The 20,954-nt window shown below is 41.7% G+C and carries 14 protein-coding genes and 4 tRNA genes; 12 read left to right on the forward strand and 6 right to left on the reverse strand.

The features are described 5' to 3' along the window. Positions 1–68: 68 nt before the first annotated feature. From ilvC to AC0L4E_RS00545, 7 genes are all read left to right on the forward strand, one after another. A complete protein-coding gene (gene ilvC / locus AC0L4E_RS00515) occupies positions 69–1,550 on the forward strand; it encodes a ketol-acid reductoisomerase (protein ID WP_473677539.1) in 1,482 nt (493 codons plus the stop codon). Between the two features lie 569 nt (positions 1,551–2,119). After that, positions 2,120–3,793, forward strand: a complete 1,674-nt coding sequence (gene ilvG / locus AC0L4E_RS00520) for an acetolactate synthase 2 catalytic subunit (RefSeq protein ID WP_473677540.1) — start codon at positions 2,120–2,122, stop codon at positions 3,791–3,793. Beyond that, a complete protein-coding gene (gene ilvM / locus AC0L4E_RS00525; protein ID WP_473677541.1) occupies positions 3,790–4,065 on the forward strand; it encodes an acetolactate synthase 2 small subunit in 276 nt (91 codons plus the stop codon). The genes ilvG and ilvM overlap by 4 nt, the downstream gene beginning before the upstream one ends. A 34-nt stretch (positions 4,066–4,099) precedes the next feature. Next, positions 4,100–5,035 carry a branched-chain amino acid transaminase gene (locus AC0L4E_RS00530; protein WP_473677542.1) on the forward strand — a complete coding sequence of 312 codons (936 nt, stop codon included), beginning with the start codon at positions 4,100–4,102 and terminating at the stop codon, positions 5,033–5,035. Between the two features lie 117 nt (positions 5,036–5,152). Continuing rightward, positions 5,153–7,012 carry a dihydroxy-acid dehydratase gene (gene ilvD, locus AC0L4E_RS00535; protein ID WP_473677543.1) on the forward strand — a complete coding sequence of 620 codons (1,860 nt, stop codon included), beginning with the start codon at positions 5,153–5,155 and terminating at the stop codon, positions 7,010–7,012. A 43-nt stretch (positions 7,013–7,055) separates the two neighbouring features. Further along, entirely contained in the window at positions 7,056–8,594 is a 1,539-nt protein-coding gene (ilvA, locus tag AC0L4E_RS00540; RefSeq protein WP_473677544.1) for a threonine ammonia-lyase, biosynthetic, read from the forward strand. Between the two features lie 279 nt (positions 8,595–8,873). Then, a complete protein-coding gene (locus tag AC0L4E_RS00545) occupies positions 8,874–10,028 on the forward strand; it encodes a pyridoxal-phosphate-dependent aminotransferase family protein (protein WP_473677545.1) in 1,155 nt (384 codons plus the stop codon). A 140-nt stretch (positions 10,029–10,168) separates the two neighbouring features. On the opposite strand, the gene ubiK is transcribed toward AC0L4E_RS00545, so the two are convergent. Next, complete coding sequence (gene ubiK / locus AC0L4E_RS00550; RefSeq protein WP_473681438.1) at positions 10,169–10,432, reverse strand: ubiquinone biosynthesis accessory factor UbiK; 264 nt, start codon at positions 10,430–10,432, stop codon at positions 10,169–10,171. A gap of 228 nt (positions 10,433–10,660) precedes the next feature. Here ubiK and rep point away from each other — a divergent pair, with 228 nt between their 5' ends. Further along, complete coding sequence (rep, locus tag AC0L4E_RS00555; protein ID WP_220752486.1) at positions 10,661–12,673, forward strand: DNA helicase Rep; 2,013 nt, start codon at positions 10,661–10,663, stop codon at positions 12,671–12,673. Between the two features lie 43 nt (positions 12,674–12,716). Here rep and AC0L4E_RS00560 read toward each other — a convergent pair whose 3' ends face one another. Next, positions 12,717–15,374 carry a sensor domain-containing diguanylate cyclase gene (locus AC0L4E_RS00560; protein WP_473681440.1) on the reverse strand — a complete coding sequence of 886 codons (2,658 nt, stop codon included), beginning with the start codon at positions 15,372–15,374 and terminating at the stop codon, positions 12,717–12,719. A 207-nt stretch (positions 15,375–15,581) separates the two neighbouring features. Here AC0L4E_RS00560 and AC0L4E_RS00565 point away from each other — a divergent pair. From AC0L4E_RS00565 to AC0L4E_RS00580, 4 genes are all read left to right on the forward strand, one after another. Further along, a tRNA-Arg gene (locus AC0L4E_RS00565) sits at positions 15,582–15,658 on the forward strand. A gap of 36 nt (positions 15,659–15,694) precedes the next feature. Further along, positions 15,695–15,770 (forward strand) — tRNA-His (locus AC0L4E_RS00570). Positions 15,771–15,800: 30 nt separating this feature from the next. Next, positions 15,801–15,877: transfer RNA gene (locus AC0L4E_RS00575), tRNA-Pro, on the forward strand. Positions 15,878–16,040: 163 nt separating this feature from the next. Continuing rightward, positions 16,041–16,117 (forward strand) — tRNA-Pro (locus AC0L4E_RS00580). Positions 16,118–16,282: 165 nt separating this feature from the next. Here the strand turns inward: AC0L4E_RS00580 and AC0L4E_RS00585 are convergent. Genes AC0L4E_RS00585 through AC0L4E_RS00600 form a run of 4 tightly spaced genes read right to left on the reverse strand, consistent with a single transcriptional unit; the run spans position 16,283 to position 20,916 of the window. Beyond that, positions 16,283–18,205, reverse strand: coding sequence for a bifunctional diguanylate cyclase/phosphodiesterase (locus AC0L4E_RS00585; protein WP_473677546.1), 1,923 nt, complete (start codon positions 18,203–18,205; stop codon positions 16,283–16,285). A gap of 8 nt (positions 18,206–18,213) precedes the next feature. Further along, a complete protein-coding gene (locus AC0L4E_RS00590) occupies positions 18,214–18,924 on the reverse strand; it encodes a transglutaminase-like cysteine peptidase (protein WP_473677547.1) in 711 nt (236 codons plus the stop codon). Between the two features lie 25 nt (positions 18,925–18,949). Beyond that, positions 18,950–19,546, reverse strand: coding sequence for an OmpA family protein (locus tag AC0L4E_RS00595; RefSeq protein ID WP_473677548.1), 597 nt, complete (start codon positions 19,544–19,546; stop codon positions 18,950–18,952). Further along, positions 19,546–20,916: a TolC family outer membrane protein gene (locus tag AC0L4E_RS00600; protein WP_473681442.1), complete on the reverse strand. Its 1,371-nt coding sequence runs from the start codon at positions 20,914–20,916 to the stop codon at positions 19,546–19,548. Before AC0L4E_RS00600 ends, AC0L4E_RS00595 begins: the two co-directional genes overlap by 1 nt. Between the last annotated feature and the right edge of the window lie 38 nt (positions 20,917–20,954).

A 20,954-nucleotide genomic window follows, 5' to 3' on the forward strand; every position in this document is an offset into this window, starting at 1 on the left:
CAACTTTTGAGCAACTAGACTGCCAAAATGTTGTGTCTCAAATTTCTGAATTAAAGGTGGTATCTCAGATGGCTAACTATTTTAACTCTCTGAATTTACGTCAACAATTAGCTCAATTGGCACAATGCCGCTTTATGGACCGTACCGAATTTAGTGACGGTTGTAATTTTATTAAAGATTGGAACATCGTGATCTTAGGTTGTGGGGCACAAGGCCTAAACCAAGGTTTGAACATGCGTGACTCTGGTTTAAATATTTCTTTTGCACTACGTCCACAAGCGATTGCTGAAAAGCGTGCTTCATGGAAACAAGCTACCGATAACGGTTTTAAAGTTGGTACGTTTGAAGAACTGATTCCAGATGCGGATTTAGTATTGAACTTAACCCCAGATAAACAGCATTCAAACGTTGTTAATGCGGTTATGCCATTAATGAAGCAAGGTTCAACATTATCTTACTCACACGGTTTTAATATCGTTGAAGAAGGTATGCAGGTTCGTCCTGATATCACGGTTGTGATGGTTGCACCTAAGTGTCCTGGTACTGAAGTACGTGAAGAGTACAAACGCGGATTTGGTGTACCAACACTGATTGCTGTTCACCCTGAGAATGATCCAAAAGGTGACGGTCTAGCAATTGCTAAAGCATATGCAAGTGCAACCGGTGGCGACAGAGCTGGCGTTTTATTGTCTTCTTTTGTTGCTGAAGTTAAATCTGACCTAATGGGTGAGCAAACTATCCTTTGCGGTATGTTGCAGACGGGTGCCATTTTAGGTTACGAGAAAATGGTTGCTGATGGTGTTGAGCCAGGTTACGCAGGTAAGTTAATCCAACAAGGTTGGGAAACAGTTACCGAAGCGCTTAAACATGGCGGCATCACTAACATGATGGACCGTTTATCAAACCCAGCCAAAGTAAAAGCATTTGAAGTTGCTGAAGAATTAAAAGTGATTCTTAAGCCGTTATTTGAAAAACACATGGATGACATCATCAGCGGTGAGTTCTCTCGCACTATGATGGCTGATTGGGCAAATGACGATGCTAACTTGTTGCGTTGGAGAGCAGAAACAAACGAAACAGCGTTTGAAAACTCACCTGAATCAGATGAATACATCGATGAGCAAACTTACTTTGATAAAGGCATCTTCTTAGTTGCCATGATCAAAGCCGGTGTGGAATTAGCATTCGATACTATGGTTGCGGCGGGCATCATTGAAGAGTCAGCTTATTACGAGTCACTTCATGAAACGCCATTAATTGCTAACACCATTGCTCGTAAGCGTTTATACGAAATGAACGTCGTTATTTCTGATACTGCTGAATACGGTTGTTACTTATTCAACCATGCGGCAGTGCCATTACTCACTGATTACGTTAAGTCTATGTCATCAGAGTTACTTGGCGCTGGCCTGAAAGAAGGTTCAAACAGCGTTGATAATAAGCGTTTAATTGAAGTGAACGAAGCGATTCGTCATACGGATGTTGAGTTTATTGGTGCAGAGTTACGCGGTTACATGACTGATATGAAAGGTATTGTTGAAGCTAGCTAATATTTGTTGATTGTGTTGTGAAGTACCTGTTCAGCTAGGCTATCGGGCAGGCATCAAATCTACTTTCAATGAATGATAAGTAGAAACAATCTATAGAAAATTAAGAGGGTAACTTAAGTTCGATAGTGAATTTAATCTTACCTTCATAGCTTTAGATTTTTGTTGTTGTTTGCATTGTCTCGGCAGGGAAGCTGAATTTTTTTACAACACAGGATTTTTTGTTGTGTTTATAAATCACTTTATGGTACTCCTATAGATGATAAATTATAAACAAGTCTGGCATGGAGCTAGACTGAACAGAAAAGTTAACAAATATTTTTTAGGACTCAGTTATTAATGTTTAACCAAGCTGCCCAACTCATTATTGTGATTATTACCGTCGTGATTATTAAGTCACCGCGGGGGTGGCGTTTGGCAACGAGACTGAGTTAATAGTCAGAATTTGCAAAAACCCCCGCTCCGAAAGGACCGGGGGTTTTTTGTTTTATGGGCTTTAAATCCGAAAGCTGACTTTTCAATTTATCACTGAATATTACATTTTAAACGCAGACCAAAACGAGAGTATCAATATGGAATCAGGGCAGAAAATGCGTGGTGCAGACGCAGTTATCAAAGTACTAGCCGCACATGGGGTGACCACTGTATTTGGTTATCCAGGTGGTGCGATTATGCCGATTTATGATGCGCTTTATGGTCATCCTGTTGAGCACCTTTTAAGCCGCCATGAGCAAGGTGCTGCATTTGCTGCAGTGGGGTATGCAAGAGCAAGCGGTAAAACAGGCGTCTGCTTTGCCACATCAGGACCTGGTGCTACAAACCTTATTACCTCTTTGTCTGATGCGTTATTAGACTCTGTGCCAGTGGTGGCTATCACAGGCCAAGTATCGACAGCTGTGATTGGAACTGATGCCTTTCAAGAAATCGATGTATTAGGTATGTCATTGTCGTGTACCAAACACAGCTTTATGGTCACAGATATTAATGAGTTAATTCCAACTTTATATAAAGCGTTTGAAATCGCGGCTTCAGGCCGCCCAGGCCCAGTATTGGTCGATATTCCAAAAGACATACAAATCGCTGAGCTTGAATATAAAACCCCATTACTTACCGTGACTGAAGATCCTGCACCAGAAGCCACGGCTCTAGAAGCTGCACGTGATTTATTACAACAAGCTAAAAAGCCTATTTTATATGTAGGCGGCGGGGTTGGCATGGCTGGCGCAGTGGATCATTTACGTCAGTTTATTGATAAGACTGGTATCCCATCAGTTGCAACCCTAAAGGGGGTAGGCGCTATTGAACATGGCACTAAAGGCTACTTAGGCATGTTAGGTATGCACGGTGGTAAAGCGGCAAATTTAGCGGTTCAAGCTTGTGATTTATTGATTGTTGTTGGCGCACGTTTCGATGATCGGGTGACAGGCCGTTTAGCAACATTTGCTGGTAACGCCAAAGTATTACACCTCGATATTGATATCGCCGAAATTAATAAATTACGTCAAGCTGATGTGGCTATTTCTGCTGATTTTCGTCAAGTGTTGCCTGCTTTATGCATGAATCTTGAATTAGGCCAATGGCAACAAGAAGTAGAGGAATTATATCGTGAGCATCAATGGGACTATCAACATCCTGGTGAATTAATTTATGCCCCAGCCATGTTGCGTCGTTTAGCCAACAAATTACCTGAAGACAGTGTCGTGAGTTGCGATGTGGGCCAGCACCAAATGTGGGTTGCTCAACATATGTGGTTCCGTCGTCCTGAAGACCACTTATCGAGTGCGGGTCTAGGCACTATGGGCTTTGGTTTACCTGCCGCAATTGGTGCCCAAGTTGCTCGACCAGATGCAACCGTGGTGACGGTATCCGGCGATGGCTCATTCATGATGAATGTACAAGAACTGACTACGATTAAACGTCGTAAGTTGCCAGTGAAAATATTGCTTATCGATAATCAAAAGTTGGGCATGGTTAAGCAATGGCAACAACTGTTTTTTGAACAACGTTATAGCGAAACAGATTTATCCGATAATCCTGATTTTGTATTAATGGCATCTGCGTTTGATATTCCTGGTCGCACGATTCATCGCGCTGAAGAAGTAGAAGCCGCGCTTGATGAAATGCTAGCAACGCCAGGGCCTTTTATGCTGCACGTAGCCATTGATGACGCCTTTAATGTATGGCCGTTAGTCCCACCTGGGGCGTGTAATAGTGACATGATGGATCAAATGGAGAAGCAAACATGATGCATTCAGTTGAATTAACATTAAAGCAGCAACCAGAAGTGCTTGAGCGCGTATTACGGGTGACACGCCATCGTGGTTTTACCATTACAGAATTAACCATGACCGTAAATGAAGACAGTACATTGAAAGTGAATTTTGATGTCAAAAGTGAGCGAGTGATTGAACTGCTAACCCATCAATTAACAAAGTTATTTGATGTGCTTGATTGCCAAGTTATCACAAGCTCAGTAGCACAAACAGAGGTTGAGTTATCAGCTTCAGCTAGTGCTTAAATCAGTTTCATCAATATTCAATAAGGGAAAGACTATGGCAGCTACACAATCAGAACTCATATGGTTTAATGGTGAAATCATGCCTTGGCAGAATGCCAAAGTACACGTTATGACGCATGCGATGCATTATGGCACTTCAGTATTTGAAGGCATTCGCATATACGATACTCATTTGGGCCCCGCTGGTTTTCGGTTAACTGATCATGTGCAGCGTTTGTTTGATTCTGCCAAAATTTACCGCATGAATGTCCCTTATAGTTTTGAGCAAGTGATGCAAGCCTGTAATGACTCTGTGATGAGTAACAATTTACCCAGTGCCTATATCCGTCCGTTGATATTTCTTGGTGATGTTGGCATGGGGATCACCCCGCCAATCGACGCACAATGTGATATGGTCGTAGCTGCTTTTGCATGGGGCGCTTACCTTGGTGAAGACAGTATGGATGCAGGTGTTGATGTCGCAGTGACGTCTTGGCAACGCCTTGCCCCCAACACGATACCGACGGGTGCTAAAGCGGGTGGTAATTACCTATCATCATTACAAATTTCGACAGAAGCTAAACGTAATGGCTTTGATGAAGGAATAGCACTCGACACCAATGGTTTAGTGAGCGAAGGCGCTGGCGCCAACTTATTTGTGGTGAAAAACAACAAAATTTATACCCCGCCAGCCACAGCCGCTATTTTGAAAGGGATTACCCGAGATACCATTATGGTGCTGGCAAAAGATTTAGGCTATGAAGTGATTGAAGAAGCCATGGCGCGAGAATTTTTATACGTAGCAGACGAAATTTTCATGACAGGAACCGCTGCTGAAATTGTGCCAGTTAGAAGCGTTGATCGCATTGAAGTGGGAGAAGGTAAACGCGGCCCAGTAACCAAGCAAGTTCAAAGTAGCTTTTTTGGCTTATTTAATGGTGAAACTGAAGATAAATGGGGCTGGCTTGAGCCGCTCAAAAAGTCAGTATAAAGCTGGCTATCAAAAATAATCATAATATTGGTGAGTCGCAATAAATGACTCAAATGAATTAACTGTATTTGCCTATTCCATTATTGATTAGTGGAATGATGAAGGAAGGAAAAGACAATGCCTAAATTACGCTCAGCAACCAGTACCGAAGGTCGTAACATGGCAGGTGCACGTGCTTTATGGCGTGCAACTGGTGTAAAAGAAAAGGATTTTGGTAAGCCGATTATTGCTGTTTCGAACTCGTTTACTCAATTTGTACCAGGCCATGTGCATTTAAAAGACATGGGTCAATTAGTGGCGGGCGCAATTGAAGAAGCTGGCGGTATCGCAAAAGAATTTAATACCATCGCAGTTGATGATGGTATCGCAATGGGTCACGGTGGCATGCTTTACAGCTTACCGTCTCGTGAACTCATTGCCGACAGTGTTGAATACATGGTTAATGCCCATTGTGCCGATGCATTAGTGTGTATTTCAAACTGCGACAAAATTACTCCGGGCATGTTGATGGCTGCACTTAGACTAAATATCCCAGTGATATTTGTTTCCGGTGGCCCAATGGAAGCGGGTAAAACTAAGCTTTCAGATAAAATCATTAAACTTGATTTGGTCGATGCGATGGTTGCTGGTGCTGATACGAATGTTAGCGATGCAGACAGTAAGCAAATTGAGCGTAGTGCTTGTCCTACTTGTGGTTCATGCTCTGGCATGTTCACCGCAAACTCAATGAACTGTTTAACGGAAGCATTAGGCTTATCATTGCCAGGTAATGGATCGTTACTCGCAACACATGCTGCACGTCGTAATTTATTTTTAGAGGCGGGTCGCCGCATCATGGATATCACTACACGTCATTATCGTGACGATGATTACAGTGTATTACCGCGTAATGTTGCCTCATTTAAGTCATTCGAAAATGCCATGGCACTTGATATCGCCATGGGCGGTTCATCAAATACCGTTTTACATTTAATCGCAGCCGCTCAAGAAGGTGAAGTCGACTTCACAATGGATGACATCGATAGAATGTCTCGTCTAGTGCCGCATTTATGTAAAGTTGCCCCTTCAACACCTAAATACCACATGGAAGATGTCCATCGTGCTGGTGGTGTAATGGGCATTTTAGGTGAGCTTGATAGAGCCGGTTTATTGCATACCGATGTACCCCATGTCGCGGCAGATAATGGCGGCAACTTAAAGTCAGTGTTAGCCAAATATGATATTGCCCAAACTCAAGATGAAAGCGTGCGCCGTTTTTATAGTGCAGGTCCTGCTGGTATTCCAACACAAACAGCATTTAGTCAAGATTGTTACTGGGACAGTGTCGATGATGACCGTCAAGAAGGCTGTATTCGTACCCGCGAAAACGCCTTTAGCCAAGAAGGTGGCTTAGCTGTCTTGTCAGGTAATGTGGCTGAAAATGGCTGTATCGTTAAAACCGCAGGTGTTGATGAAGAAAACCTGACCTTTACTGGTAGTGCGCGTATATACGAAAGCCAAGATGATGCCGTTGACGGTATTTTAGGTGGTGAAGTGGTCGCGGGTGACGTGGTTGTTATTCGTTATGAAGGCCCTAAAGGTGGCCCTGGGATGCAAGAAATGTTGTACCCAACCACTTACCTTAAATCTCGTGGTTTAGGTAAAGCCTGTGCATTGATTACTGATGGTCGTTTCTCTGGAGGTACGTCTGGCTTGTCTATTGGTCATATTTCGCCAGAAGCCGCAGCTGGTGGCACCATTGCCTTAGTTGAAAATGGCGATCAAATTGAGATTGATATTCCTTCTCGTAGCATCAAACTGGCGGTTTCTGATGCTGAGCTTGCTAAGCGTAAAGCGGCGATGGAAGCGAAAGGTTTACAAGCTTGGAAACCTGTTAGCCGTGAGCGTTATGTGTCGTTAGCACTGAAAGCTTATGCCTTGCTTGCGACAAGTGCCGATAAAGGTGCTGTTCGCGATCGCAGTAAGCTTGAAGGTTAATGATTTCTAACGTCAATTATCAGCAACTGATGGAACTAGGCTTATGTCTATAGCACAAGAATATTTACAGAAAACCCTGCTGTCATCAGTCTATGACGTGGCGAAGGTAACCCCTTTGTCGAGTTTAAATAAGCTGTCTGCCCGTTTGGGTAGTCAGGTTTATCTTAAACGTGAAGACATGCAGCCAGTACATTCGTTTAAATTGCGCGGCGCTTATAACCGCATGGCACAGTTAACGCCGCAGCAATGTAAAGACGGCGTAGTCTGTGCTTCAGCAGGCAACCATGCCCAAGGTGTGGCAATGTCAGCTGCCAGTCGCGGTATTGATGCTGTGATTGTGATGCCGGGGACAACGCCTGAAATTAAAATCGATGCGGTAAAACGCCTTGGCGGAAATGTGGTGTTATTTGGCGAAGCATTCGATCAAGCCAATGAGCATGCGAAGCAATTAGCTGAAACTGAGAACCGCACTTATATCGCCCCTTTTGATGATGAAGCCGTGATTGCGGGTCAGGGGACGATTGCGCAAGAAATGCTACAACAGCAGCGTGATATCGACACTGTCTTTGTACCAGTCGGTGGTGGCGGACTGATTGCGGGTATTGCTGCTTATTACAAAGCGGTGATGCCACAAGTTAAAATTGTTGGGGTTGAACCTGAAGACGCTGCTTGTTTAAAAGCAGCAATGGAAGCAGGTGAGCCGGTGACATTATCGCAAGTCGGTTTATTTGCAGATGGCGTTGCGGTTAAACGTATCGGCGAAGAGCCATTTCGTGTGGCCAAAGATTACGTTGATGAAGTCGTGACGGTCACGTCTGATGAAATCTGCGCAGCTGTAAAAGATATTTTTGAAGACACACGAGCTATTTCAGAGCCCGCTGGCGCATTGTCGGTTGCTGGACTTAAAAAGTATATTCAGCAGCACCCGAAAGAAGCAGGTAAAGGCGAGAGAGTTGCAGCCATTTTAAGTGGCGCTAATGTCAATTTTCACAGCCTTCGTTACGTGTCTGAACGATGTGAATTAGGTGAGCAAAAAGAAGCAGTATTGGCAGTAAAAGTGCCTGAAAAACCAGGAAGCTTTTTACGTTTTTGTCAGATCTTAAATAAGCGCGCCATGACCGAGTTCAACTATCGCTTTAGCAGTCGTGACAGTGCTGTAGTGTTTGCTGGCATTCGGATTAGCCAAGGCCAAGCTGAATTAGATGACATTATCGCGAACTTAGAGGCTGAAGATTTTCAGGTTCAGGATCTATCAGAGGATGAAACAGCCAAGCTGCATGTTCGTTATATGGTCGGTGGCAGACCGCCAGAGCCATTAGATGAGCGTCTTTATAGCTTTGAGTTTCCTGAGCACCCTGGTGCATTACTTAAGTTTTTAACGACCTTACAAAGCCAGTGGAATATTAGTTTATTCCATTATCGTAACCATGGCGCCGCATTTGGCCGTGTGTTAGCAGGGTTTGAAGTGCCTGCTAGCGATGAGGCTGCATTTGCAAAGTTTTTAACTGATTTAGGTTTTGTATATCAAGAAGAAACCAATAGCCCTGCATATCAGTTGTTTTTGAGTTCAGGTTCTAAATAGTTAATCGCGCTGTAATCTAATCAAGCTTGATAATAAATAGCTTCCTGAGGAAGCTATTTTTGTTTCTGTGGTACACGAGATGACCTTATAAAAAATTGAGATTTTAGCTAATAAATTTCATACAGATAGCGCCATTTAATCTATCTGTGTGTTATTGTCGTTCCAGCCTACAAAGGCGAGACAGCCACAAACGAAATGATATTCGGTGGCGATAAATACAACGAAAAATGTAGGTTTCATTGAGCTATTACAAATTGACCTCGAGCCAAGGAGACTTTGATGTTATCTGTACCAACAATTTCTGCACCTAGTATTACCGCTTTTAATCCACCACGACGCACACTCATGGGCCCAGGTCCTTCAGATGTGTATCCTGAAGTACTCGCTGCACAAGCAAAGCCGACCATAGGCCATTTAGACCCATTATTTGTCGCGATGATGGATGAACTTAAGTCTCTAATTCAATATGCATTTCAAACTGAAAATGAAATGACTTTAGCTGTATCTGCGCCAGGCAGTGCGGGCATGGAAACTTGTTTTGTTAATTTGGTTGAAGCTGGCGAGAAAGTTATCGTGTGCCGAAATGGCGTATTTGGCGAACGTATGCGCCAAAACGTTGAGCGTGTCGGCGCAACAGCTGTTGTAGTTGACAATGAATGGGGCGAACCTGTTTCAGTCGAAGCTGTTGAAGCCGCTTTACAGGCTAACCCAGATGCAAAATTTCTGGCATTTGTGCACGCTGAAACATCCACTGGTGCATTGTCTGATGCTAAAAGCCTATGTGCATTAGCGCAACAACATGATTGTATCTCTATCGTTGATGCCGTGACTTCACTAGGTGGTGTTGAACTACGTGTTGATGAGTGGGGAATTGACGCGATTTATTCAGGTAGTCAAAAGTGTTTATCGTGTGTGCCTGGTATATCTCCGGTGTCATTTTCTGCTAAAGCCGTTGAGAAGATTAAAAGTCGCACCACACCAGTTCAAAGCTGGTTTTTAGACCAAACTTTAGTGATGGGGTATTGGGGAAGTAAAGATAGCGGCGCAAAGCGCAGTTACCACCATACCGCTCCTGTGAATGCATTATATGCACTGCATGAGTCACTTCGTTTGCTAGCGAGCGAAGGATTAGAAAATGCGTGGCAGCGACATGCTGATATGCATCAATTATTGCGCGCGGGTCTCGAGCAATTAGGTTTAAGCTTTGTGGTTGATGAATCTTGCCGTTTACCACAGCTTAATGCGGTGTATATTCCTGATGGGGCTGATGATGCATTAGTGAGAAAGCAATTGCTTGAAAGCTATAACCTTGAAATTGGCGCAGGTCTTGGGGCTCTAGCGGGTAAAGCGTGGCGAATTGGCTTGATGGGCTATGCCGCTCGTCGTGAAAACGTGGCTTTATGTTTACGAGCATTAGATGAAGTGCTTAATTAGTCTCAAGTTGATTAATTATACGCAATAAAAAATGGCATCCTAGGATGCCATTCTTGTTTTCAAATCTTGAGAATAGTTTTCGATTTATCAGGCTAATTTTGAACAGCCTGTATAAATAAACTATTTCTTAATTGCCGTTATTACTTGCAGCAATCTTCAGAAGAACACTTTGCTTCTAGTGCTTCAACTTGTGCTTGCAGTGCTTCTAGCTTTTCACGGGTTTTTAATAACACGTGTTGCTGTACTTCAAATTCTTCGCGAGAAACCACATCTAACTTCATCAGTTGGCTTTGCAATACTTGTTTTGAGCGCTCTTCAAACTCGCCAGCAAATTGCTTTACACCACTAGGAAGATTATCACTAAGCTGCTTAGCCATTTCTTCAAGTTTTTTTGGATTAATCATCATCAATTCCATATTAAATTAGGTTTCTTATCTATGACCTAATTGTACCTCAGCAGTCATACATATCCAATGTTATCAATTGAGCATGTGCACTTGTTCACTTTGAAAGGTAATACGCACTGAATAAGCGTATTGATCGTTTTTGAAGAGTAAAATTTTTAATTGTCGATCGCGGCTTTCTGGTATGATCGCACTCCATTTATTTTCGTTATTGGTAAAGTCGACAGCATGAAGTTAAATCCTGGGCAAAATGATGCCGTTCACTATGTTTCTGGACCTTGTTTAGTATTAGCAGGGGCAGGCAGTGGTAAAACTCGGGTAATTATTAACAAAATTGCATACTTAGTTGAAAAGTGTGGCTATAAGGCGCGCAATATTGCTGCGGTTACCTTTACCAATAAAGCAGCGCGTGAAATGAAAGAGCGTGTGTCTCAGTCTATGGGCCGCAAAGAAGCGCGTGGTTTATGGATCTCGACATTCCATACCCTAGGTTTAGAAATCATCAAGCGAGAACATAAAGTGGTGGGTTTAAAAGCCGGCTTTTCATTGTTTGATGACCAAGACACTTTTGCGCTGTTAAAAGAGCTCACTGAAGATGAGCTTGAAGAAGATAAAGATTTAATTAAAGCCCTTGCTAGTGCGATATCAAACTGGAAAGGTGATTTGGTCATTCCTGATCAGGCGTTAAAGCGTGGCGGTGACGAGCAAACTCAGTTGTTTGCCAAATTATATCAACGTTACGCTCAGCATATGAAAGCCTATAACGCGTTAGATTTTGATGATCTTATTTTATTACCGACATTGCTACTACGTAATAACGAAGAAGTCAGAACGCGCTGGCAAACCCGTTTTCAATATCTGCTGGTGGATGAGTATCAAGATACCAATACCAGTCAATATGAATTAGTGAAGCTGCTGGTTGGCGACCGTGCTCGATTTACTGTGGTGGGTGATGACGATCAGTCTATTTACTCTTGGCGTGGTGCTAAACCACAAAACTTAGTGCTGTTGGGTAAAGATTTCCCACAATTACGTTTAATTAAGCTTGAGCAAAATTACCGCTCTAGCCAACGTATTTTACGTGCGGCAAATATCTTGATTGCCAATAACCCCCATGTTTATGAGAAAAGGCTGTTCAGTGAGTTAGCTTATGGCGAGCCACTAAGAGTGCTATTTGCTGCCAATGAAGAACAAGAAGCGGAGCGAGTAATTGCTGAAATCGTTCGTCATAAGTTTATGGGTAAAACCAAATTTGGTGACTACGCGATTTTATACCGCGGTAACCATCAGTCGCGATTATTAGAACGTGCTTTGATGACCAACCGTATCCCGTATAAATTATCAGGCGGAACCTCATTTTTCGCTCGTGCTGAAATTAAAGACATCATGGCTTACCTACGTTTAGTGGTAAACCCGGATGACGATAATGCCTTCTTACGAGTTGTGAATTTACCTAAGCGTGGCATTGGCCCTGCGACATTAGAGCGTTTAGGTAATTATGCTAACCAAAAGCATATATCGATGTTTGAAGCGATTTTTCAGGCAGAACTGAATCATCATTTAGCGCCAGCAGCTATGGCTTCTTTGTATCAGTTTGGCAAGTTCATTGTCGATACTGGCGAGATTGCTACCCGCGGCGAACCAGTTGATGCGATTAAACAGCTTATTCGTAAAATTAATTACGAAGACTATCTGTATGAAACCAGTACCAGTGCCAAAGCGGCTGAAATGCGGATGAAGAACATTTCAGAGTTATATCGCTGGGTAACTGAGATGCTCGAAGGTGACGAATTAGATGAGCCGATGACATTGCCTGAAGTCGTCACTCGTCTTACTTTGCGTGACATGATGGAGCGTAATCAAGAGGACGAAGGTGGCGATCAAGTGCAATTGATGACGCTTCATGCTTCTAAAGGCCTAGAGTACCCTTACGTGTTTATGGTGGGGACTGAAGAACGTATCTTGCCGCATCAATCGAGTATTGATGAAGATAACGTCGATGAAGAGCGTCGTTTAGCATATGTAGGCATTACTCGAGCGCAAAAAGAGTTATGGTTTACCATGTGCCGTGAGCGTCGTCAGTTTGGTGAAACTATGCGCTGTGAGCCAAGCCGTTTCTTGATGGAGTTGCCACAAGATGATTTGATTTGGGAAAATCGTAAACCCAAACAAACTGAGCAAGAGAAAGCCCAATCTGCTAAAACCAATATCGCTAATATCAGAGATATGTTTAAGAAGTAGTTTAGTAAACGTTTTTTTAGCTTATTAATTTAGAGATGTGAACTCAGGTTATTAGTTCAGACGCTAGCTTAGGCGTGTCGACTTGCTCGGTATGCTGAGTTAGCACTAAGTTTGCTAAGGAAAACACTTCTCCTTGACCTTGATGGTAACCTAAACTTTCCAATGTCTTCTTTTGTTCAGGCGTATTCACACCCTCTGCATAAATTTCAAAACCTAGGGTCGTCGCAATTAACTGATATGCTTTAGCAAGTTGTAGTTGCTTATCATTAATTAAATGCTGGCTGACATCAGCATCAAGCTTTAACGCTTTAATAGGTAAAAAGCTTAAACTGCTGAGCGAGCTATACCCGGTACCAAAGCCATTAATTCCGATATTAACCCCGAGTTCGACTAGTGATTCAAATGCACTAATATGATGAGTGCTGTCTTTAACGAAAGACTTTTCATGAAAAAATATCCATAACTTTGAGGCCGAGATTTGACTGCGCTTAATGGTATTCTTTAAGCTGCGGAGTCCATATTTATGCTTTATATGTTGACTAGAAAGTGGGATATGAATTTGTATTCCATCGCCTAACCCGCTGGCAAGCGCTTTATAATGATGGTCGATATATTTAAAAATATAGTCATCTAACATCATCATGGTTTGAGTTTGATTCGCGAGTGTTGATAACTCGTTATTGTGGATTAAACCTTGAGAAGGATGTTGCCAATGACTGATAGGCTCATAAGCTAAGATATCAGAGTCGGCAAAAGACACTATAGGGGTTAACTCGACGACAATGTCGCCGTTTTCTAAGGCACTTAAAAAGTCTTGTTCTAATTCGATACGCTGATTGAAGTGATACTCAGTCTCTCTGTCAAAAATAACATAGCAGCCTTTGCCTTTAGATTTTGCTTGATACATTGCGGTATCGGCATTTCTGAGAATAGACTCACTATTATCAGATGCATTGAGGCAACTAAACGCTACGCCAATACTGGCTCCTGAAATGACTTGCTGATGTGCTAAAACATATGGCTCAGAAATTGTTTGTAAAATTCGCTCACACACGTCCTCAGCATCTTTAAGATTGTGGATTGAGTCTAATAAAATGACAAACTCATCGCCTCCAAGACGCGCTAAGGTATCATTTTCTCTAATACATAGTTTAAGACGAGTAGAGGTTTCAATTAGAAACCTGTCACCTTCTAAATGCCCCAAAGTGTCATTGATTTGTTTAAAGCCGTCTAAATCGATAAAAAGCAGTGAAAATTGTTCATTTTGATGGCGACGAACATGCTTAATGGCTTGAGACAACCGCTCCATAAAAAAACTGCGATTAGGTAAGCCAGTAAGGTTGTCATGTTTGGCATCGTATACCAGTTGGGCTTCCATTTTTTTACGCTGCATGATTTGACGTTGTAAGTTGTCATTCATTTCAGCAATCGCTTTTGTACGTTTTTCTACTTTATCTTCTAATAACTCATGGCTACGTTTTAATTGCTCAACGGCAAATTTACGCTCAATCGCATTGGCAATATGCTGCGAAACAAACGTGAGTAGTTCTAAATCTTTTGCCTCGTATGAGTTTTGGTCTGTGAGGCTATATATCGTTAAACCGCCGGCAATTTCACCATGGATAAATAACGGGATGCCAATCCATTGCTTCATTGTTTGGGTGTGGTTAAGAGCTGGGTTGGTGCCGTATATCACACCCGCTTGAACCATATCTTTAATGTCTTGTTGGCTTAATAGTTTGGGCTGTTGATGCTTCAAGATAAATTCAGTTAACCCATCTTGCATTGCCCTTGGTTTTGGTGGCTCGCCACTTAATTGCGATACATAAAAAGGAAATGATAAAGTTTGTGATGCTTTATGTACTAACGAAATAAAACAATTATCGGCCGGTAATAATTGGCTAATGACTTGGTGGATTTGGGGGTAGAAATCTTGGCCGCTAATGTTTGATGCTGAAAGGTCGGCTATTTGAAATAAGGATTCTTGTAATTTTTCTGCTTTCACTCTTTCTTGAACTTCAAGCTTTACCTTGTCGTACGCTTGGCTCAGCTCTTTAGTACGTTGAACAATCGCAATTTCTAATTCTTCATTATGTCGCAGTCGCTCCATCACTCCTGAAATGTGGTGACAGATAAACCCCATTAATTCTAGTTCTAGTTCGCCGTAACTGATGTCGTTACTGTAACTTTGAACCACCAATACACCTGAGACAATATTGTTATGCTTGATAGGGAAGCCAAGCCACTGTAGGCAAGGAGAGCCAAGATCATCAATTTTCCCTTCAGCGACAAGCTCTGTAAACCGTTGTTCGTCACAAAAGAGTGGTTCACCAGTCTTTAAAACGTATCCGGTAATGCCACGTTGTAATAAGGAAGATATTTCTTCATCCGGATAGAGCTCTGAAGGGTGAGAATCTTTTTCATCGGCAAAAAAGGGGAGACTGATGTTACCAGTTGCATTGTCGACAGAAGCAACAAAGAAGTTATCAGCAGGAATTAGGCTTTGCAGATGGTTATGCACACCTTGGTAAAAAGCATCAAGTGACACTACGTGGGTAGCAATGTTGGAAATTTCTAATAAAGCGTTTTGAATGATTTCAGCACGTTTATATTTAGTAGCTAGTCGCCTTAACCTTGAAACCCTTCTTTGAAGGTGTTCTATGTTATTACAACTAACAGAAGGGAGTTTCCTCTTCTCCATCATGCTCCCTTAATCCTTTTGAGGTCAATATCCATCTTTGAGTATATGAAAGTTCGCCAACAAAGGGAACTATCAACAGTTTAAAATGAAAAATGCTTAAAAACATCACAATTTACTCAAAACTTGAGCAAACAAACAAAAAAGTTATAAACAAAGGTGGACGTGAAGGTGATTTATCCCTATTATGTGCGTCGCTAACCAAGGCGAGCGCCCATAGCTCAGCTGGATAGAGCGTACCCCTCCGGAGGGTAAGGCCGAAGGTTCGAATCCTTCTGGGCGCACCATTCGGTAACGTTCGTTAGCAAGATTGAAATTCAGTGGTGATTGTAGCTCAGTTGGTAGAGCCCCGGATTGTGATTCCGGTTGTCGTGGGTTCGAGCCCCATCAGTCACCCCATTCAATCTAAATTCTATTTATAGAATATCTCGGTGATTAGCGCAGCCCGGTAGCGCATCTCGTTTGGGACGAGAGGGTCAGAGGTTCGAATCCTCTATCACCGACCAAATTTTAGTATTCCAATTAGTGATTTATTTTGATCCTATCAAATTGGCCTACCGTATTTAAAGTTACATTTAGTGAATTACGTCGTTTGGTAACGTGTCACTCACTCTTTATAAGAGTGGAGCAGAGAGTTTTCTCTTAAGACTCAAATATCAGAACGATTTTCGGTGATTAGCGCAGCCCGGTAGCGCATCTCGTTTGGGACGAGAGGGTCAGAGGTTCGAATCCTCTATCACCGACCACATTAACAAAAAAGCCACTCAATGAGTGGCTTTTTTGTGTCTAAAATTTATCATTTTGTACTTGTCCAATACAATTATTAGCTCCTGTAATCATTAGCTATTTTGTGGCGTACGTCCTGGCATAAAAAAGCCACGCAATTGCGCGGCTGTATTAAAGAACAATCGTTAGAAAGTGATTGCAATGGGCGGTGCAATAAAGCCTTGGTAGGCATCTAATCGCATAGAGGTAAAGCGATCAAGTTGTGCTTGTTGCTGTATGCCCGTCACAATGACTTGTATATCAAGGCCTTTAGCAACATTTGCCAATGCTCGACATAGTTCAGTATTGTGCTGATCATCTTCCATATAGGCAAAGGATTGATCTAGCTTCACGTAACTTGGTCGTAAGCTTTGTAAGTAACTCATCGAGCCAAACTGTCTACCAAAGTGATCAATACCAAATTTTGCGCCATTATCTCGAATGATATTACATAGGTTTTCACAGTTTTCTAAATCACTGTAAACACTGGCTTCAGGTATTTCAAAACATATTCGCTCTGGGAAATTACAATTTCGAAGTAGATGTTGAAGCCAAGTATGGAACACTGGATCACTGATACTTTGGAACGTTAAGTTGATGGCTAGCGGTTCGTAATTACGCTCTAATAAACGATTTTCAATGACGGTCTCGATTAAGCATTGGTCTAATAATGTACCTAAAGAGAGTAGTTCAACGTACGGCATGAATTGACCCGCGTGTTGGAGCTTATCATTGACCTGTAACTGACAATATACCTCTCGTTGGCAAACTTCTTCATTTTGAGTAAGTAATACTGGTTGCCATCTAAATTGGAATTTTTTGTTTTGTATGGCATCAGTTAAGTTGTCTCGCCATTGTTCACGACTAAACAGTTGGTGCTCAGTGGTTTCAAACCAATGGAATACTTTATTGTCAGTTAATGATTTTTGCAGTGCATTATCAGCTTGAGCCAAAATGTCACTGACAGTCATATTGCCAGTACGCTCTGCAACACCGATAGCAAAGCCTTCATTTGGCTTACAACCTGCCTTTGAAATCTCTTTGTTTAGGGTTCTGAGTAAGGTTTGCAAATATTTAGTTAATTGATCATGTTCAATATCTGTGATCAAAAATGCAAACTCATAAGCGGCAATTCTGGCAATCACTGAAGGCGCAACTTCATCTAAATAATGTTCGAGTTTTTGTGAAAGTAACTTAATGGTTTCATCACGGACTTGATAACCGTATTTGCTGTGCACTTCTTCTAACCAGTCAAATTTAGCGAGGAAAATTGCACCACTACTTGGTTCGGCTAACCACCCATTAATACGGCTCACCATATATTGACGATTAGGAAGGCCAGAAACTTGGTCTACGAGGTTTTTCTTGCGCAGTGCCGATACTTCCTCATCTAATGAACTAAAGACCTGCTTAAGCTGAGTTGACATGCTATTGAATGCCCCTACAAGTTCTTTGAGCTCCTTGGTTTTAGGTGTTGGCATATCTGGACCAAATTGGCGGTTGGCAATCTGTTGAGCGTGTTCTGATAGAGTATGAAGCGGTTTTAAAATATAGCTTAAGCCGAAACGTGCGCAGACTATTGCTAGTAAAAAAAGAATTGAAAATATAATGATTGTATTAGATATGATCCGCCATAATTCATGATAGCCAAATCCTGGATGAGCGGTTATTTCTATTTTAGCAAGTTGCAGCCAACCAGAAGTGATAACACTTTCTTTGGTGATGGTGCTAAATAAATTTAAATCGATAAACCACTGAGGAACCCCCTCAATTCGTATCGCGTTATTCCACACTTGCTGCTTTCCATCAACGAGCCAAGTGAGTTTTATTTGTTGGTAATAACCACCTTCAAATATCACGTTTACTAAGGTTTCGGCTCCGACATCATCACCACTTTCTAAAGCTGGAACTAACATAATACCGAGTGAATGACTGGCGTTATTTAAATCAGACTCCATCTGCTTGATGAGAAAGCTTTGTGTTTCAGTAAACTGCACGTAACCTAGGCTGGTTACTACCAGTAAAAATAAACCAAAAAGTAACGCATAGATTTGGCGAAAAAGGGTCATCTTGGCCACTACTCCATTTTTTGCTTGGGTTGACGTAATCTGTCTATACCCAACCTAAGTTTTAAATCATTCCATTTTTCAAGACGTGAGGATGAACCTGCAAGTACGCCTCGACCTTTCTCTTTGTTTAGCCATAACTGTTTACCGTTAAAGCTATAAACAGGTAATAAATCACCCCTTTGGGTTGCAGGCTTTATTACAGGGTCTAGGTTATCTAGCACCAATGGTACTGAGCCTGGTGTTTCATAGTAAGCCAGCACCATGTGGTATTGATTAACCGAAGTAGCTTTAACCATGGTTATTCTGAGTTTATCTTCAGGCACACCTACTTGTAACAAGGTGAAATATTTTGCAATAGAAAAATCTTCACAATCACCAGCATTAACGCCTATAAACTCCATAGGAGAGGCCCAATAATTGGACTCTCCCCACAGTACATGATCATCGACAAACTTGAATAAATTGAAAAAGCCATTTACTTTTTTTAGTTTATCAATGTCATCAAGTTTTTGAGCATCGTCAACGATTTTAAACCATGCTTTAGCTCGCTTTTCTGCGCGCTCACCATACTGATTTGATAGAGCACTAATGGTTTTCTGTACATCTATTTGAGCTGGGGCTGCTGCAAAAAGTCCTGATACGATAAATACCGATGCCAGCAAAGGGTAACGGTATATACGTTTAAAACCGATTAAATACATACGGCCCTTTCCCTGCAAACCCTCACTCCTTTATATGGCAGTTTTACTGATCAACAGTGTAAATATGCCATTTCATATCCGCTCTTGTATCATCACCAGTTACTTCAGCTATGACTCGTCTATTTAGCTCATTCGCTGCAGGTGTATTAGATGCATCAATTGGTCTGTCAAAACTATACCCGATAGCTGTTAAACGAGAGGAGTCAATGCCAAATGTATCAGAAAGAACTTTGACCACATTATCAGCTCTCGCTTGAGATAGAGCTAAATTATGCTCATAAGAACCTGTTTTACTACAATGTCCCTCAATAGTTACTTGAGTGTTAGGGTAGTAGTTCATTAAATCTGCAACTTTTTCAATTTGCTGGTAATAACGATTATTGATGTAGTCAGAGTCATTTTCGAACATAATTTTCAGTTCTTGACGCTCATTTATTTCATTCACAGTGCCGCAGCCATAGTTATCAATGCCGGCTCCATTAACAGTATCAATACATCGCTCTCTTGCCATGATGACGCCATCTTTATCGTTATCATTGAGATCAAACTCTTGTTCAGTTTGAGGATCCATCGACACAGTATCACGCATTGAGCAGCCGAAAGTTAGCGAAATAGTTAGTAGTAAAAGTATGTATTTCATTATTTTACTCCTCCTTCATAATCACGTTCACCTTGCCAAATATCCGGACGAGTAACTCGAAGAGAATCAAGTAGTTGGCCTGTGGCATTTAATACACGATATTTTGCTATTGTTTCGTCAAAATCAGCTTGTAGATAATCTTGACGTGCTTGGAAAAGCTCATTTTCTGTATCAAGTAAATCCAATAAACTTCGTTGACCTAAATTGAACTGTTGCGAATAAGCTGTTTGAGTATCCTTTGAAGCAATGACATGTTGACGTATATATTGCTTTTGAGGGGCTAACAATTCATATGCATTCCAAGATAAATGTACACCTTCTACAACTTGACGATGAGCACGCTGACGAATTTCTTTTGCTTCATTAATTTTGTAGGCTGCTTCTTTTTCGCGGGCTAAATCTTTACCACCTGCAAATAAGTTATATTTAACACGCACCATACCCACAAGATCATTACTGTGGCCGTTTACGTAAGGATCAAAAGTAGACCCCGTACCATAGCCGTCTTCACCGTCAACATCATTATTCCAATTACCATTTAATTCTAATGTGAACTCAGGGTAATAGTTTGATTGTGCGGAGCTACGCTCCTTATCTGCCGCTTTAATATCACTACTGGCAGATTTTAGAATAGGATGGTTATCCTGAGCTTTAACGATACTTTCAGCTACGTTTCTAGGTAGAAAGTCCATGTCTGGAACTGGTACCACAAGATTTTCAGGATCTTGCTCAACAATACGTATGTACTGAGCTTTGGCATCATACAGATTATTCTTGGCTGCCATGAGGTTTGCATTAGCACGTGCTAAACGGCCTGAAATTTGAGATAAGTCAGCTATAGAACCAAGACCTGAGTCTGTTCGCTCTTTGATTTGATCATAAATATCTTGATGGCTCTTTAGGTTTTTTTCAGACAAAACGAGTAGTTGTTCCGCTTTGATAAAATTTACATAAACCTTACTAACTTCAAGTGCTATATCTTCTGCAGCTGCAAATAGTGCCCATTGCTCTGAACTGGCTTCAAAAGAGTAACGATCGACTTCACTGCTAGTATAGAAGCCATCAAATAGCATTTGTTTAATACTAAATCCAGCTTCTCCACGCTCTAGTTCCATCACGCCTTCATCTAAATTATCGTTACCAGGTTGGTTCTTACGACGAGTTGAAGGGCTATCTGTTTGCTCCCATCCATAACCACCTGTCAAATCAACAGTTGGCATATAACCGGCTATGGCCTGATTAACTTGCTCTTCTCGAGCTTTAAAGCGATTAAACGCAATTCTAATCTCTGGATTTGTATCTAGAGTATGTGCAACGGCCTGCTCTAACGACTGCGCGTTCAGCGTAGATGTTACAAAAGTTGCAGACATTGCCAACGCGAATATGCTCAATTTATTGCATTGGTTAA

This window comes from Shewanella sp. GJ50-10, assembly GCF_055808815.1.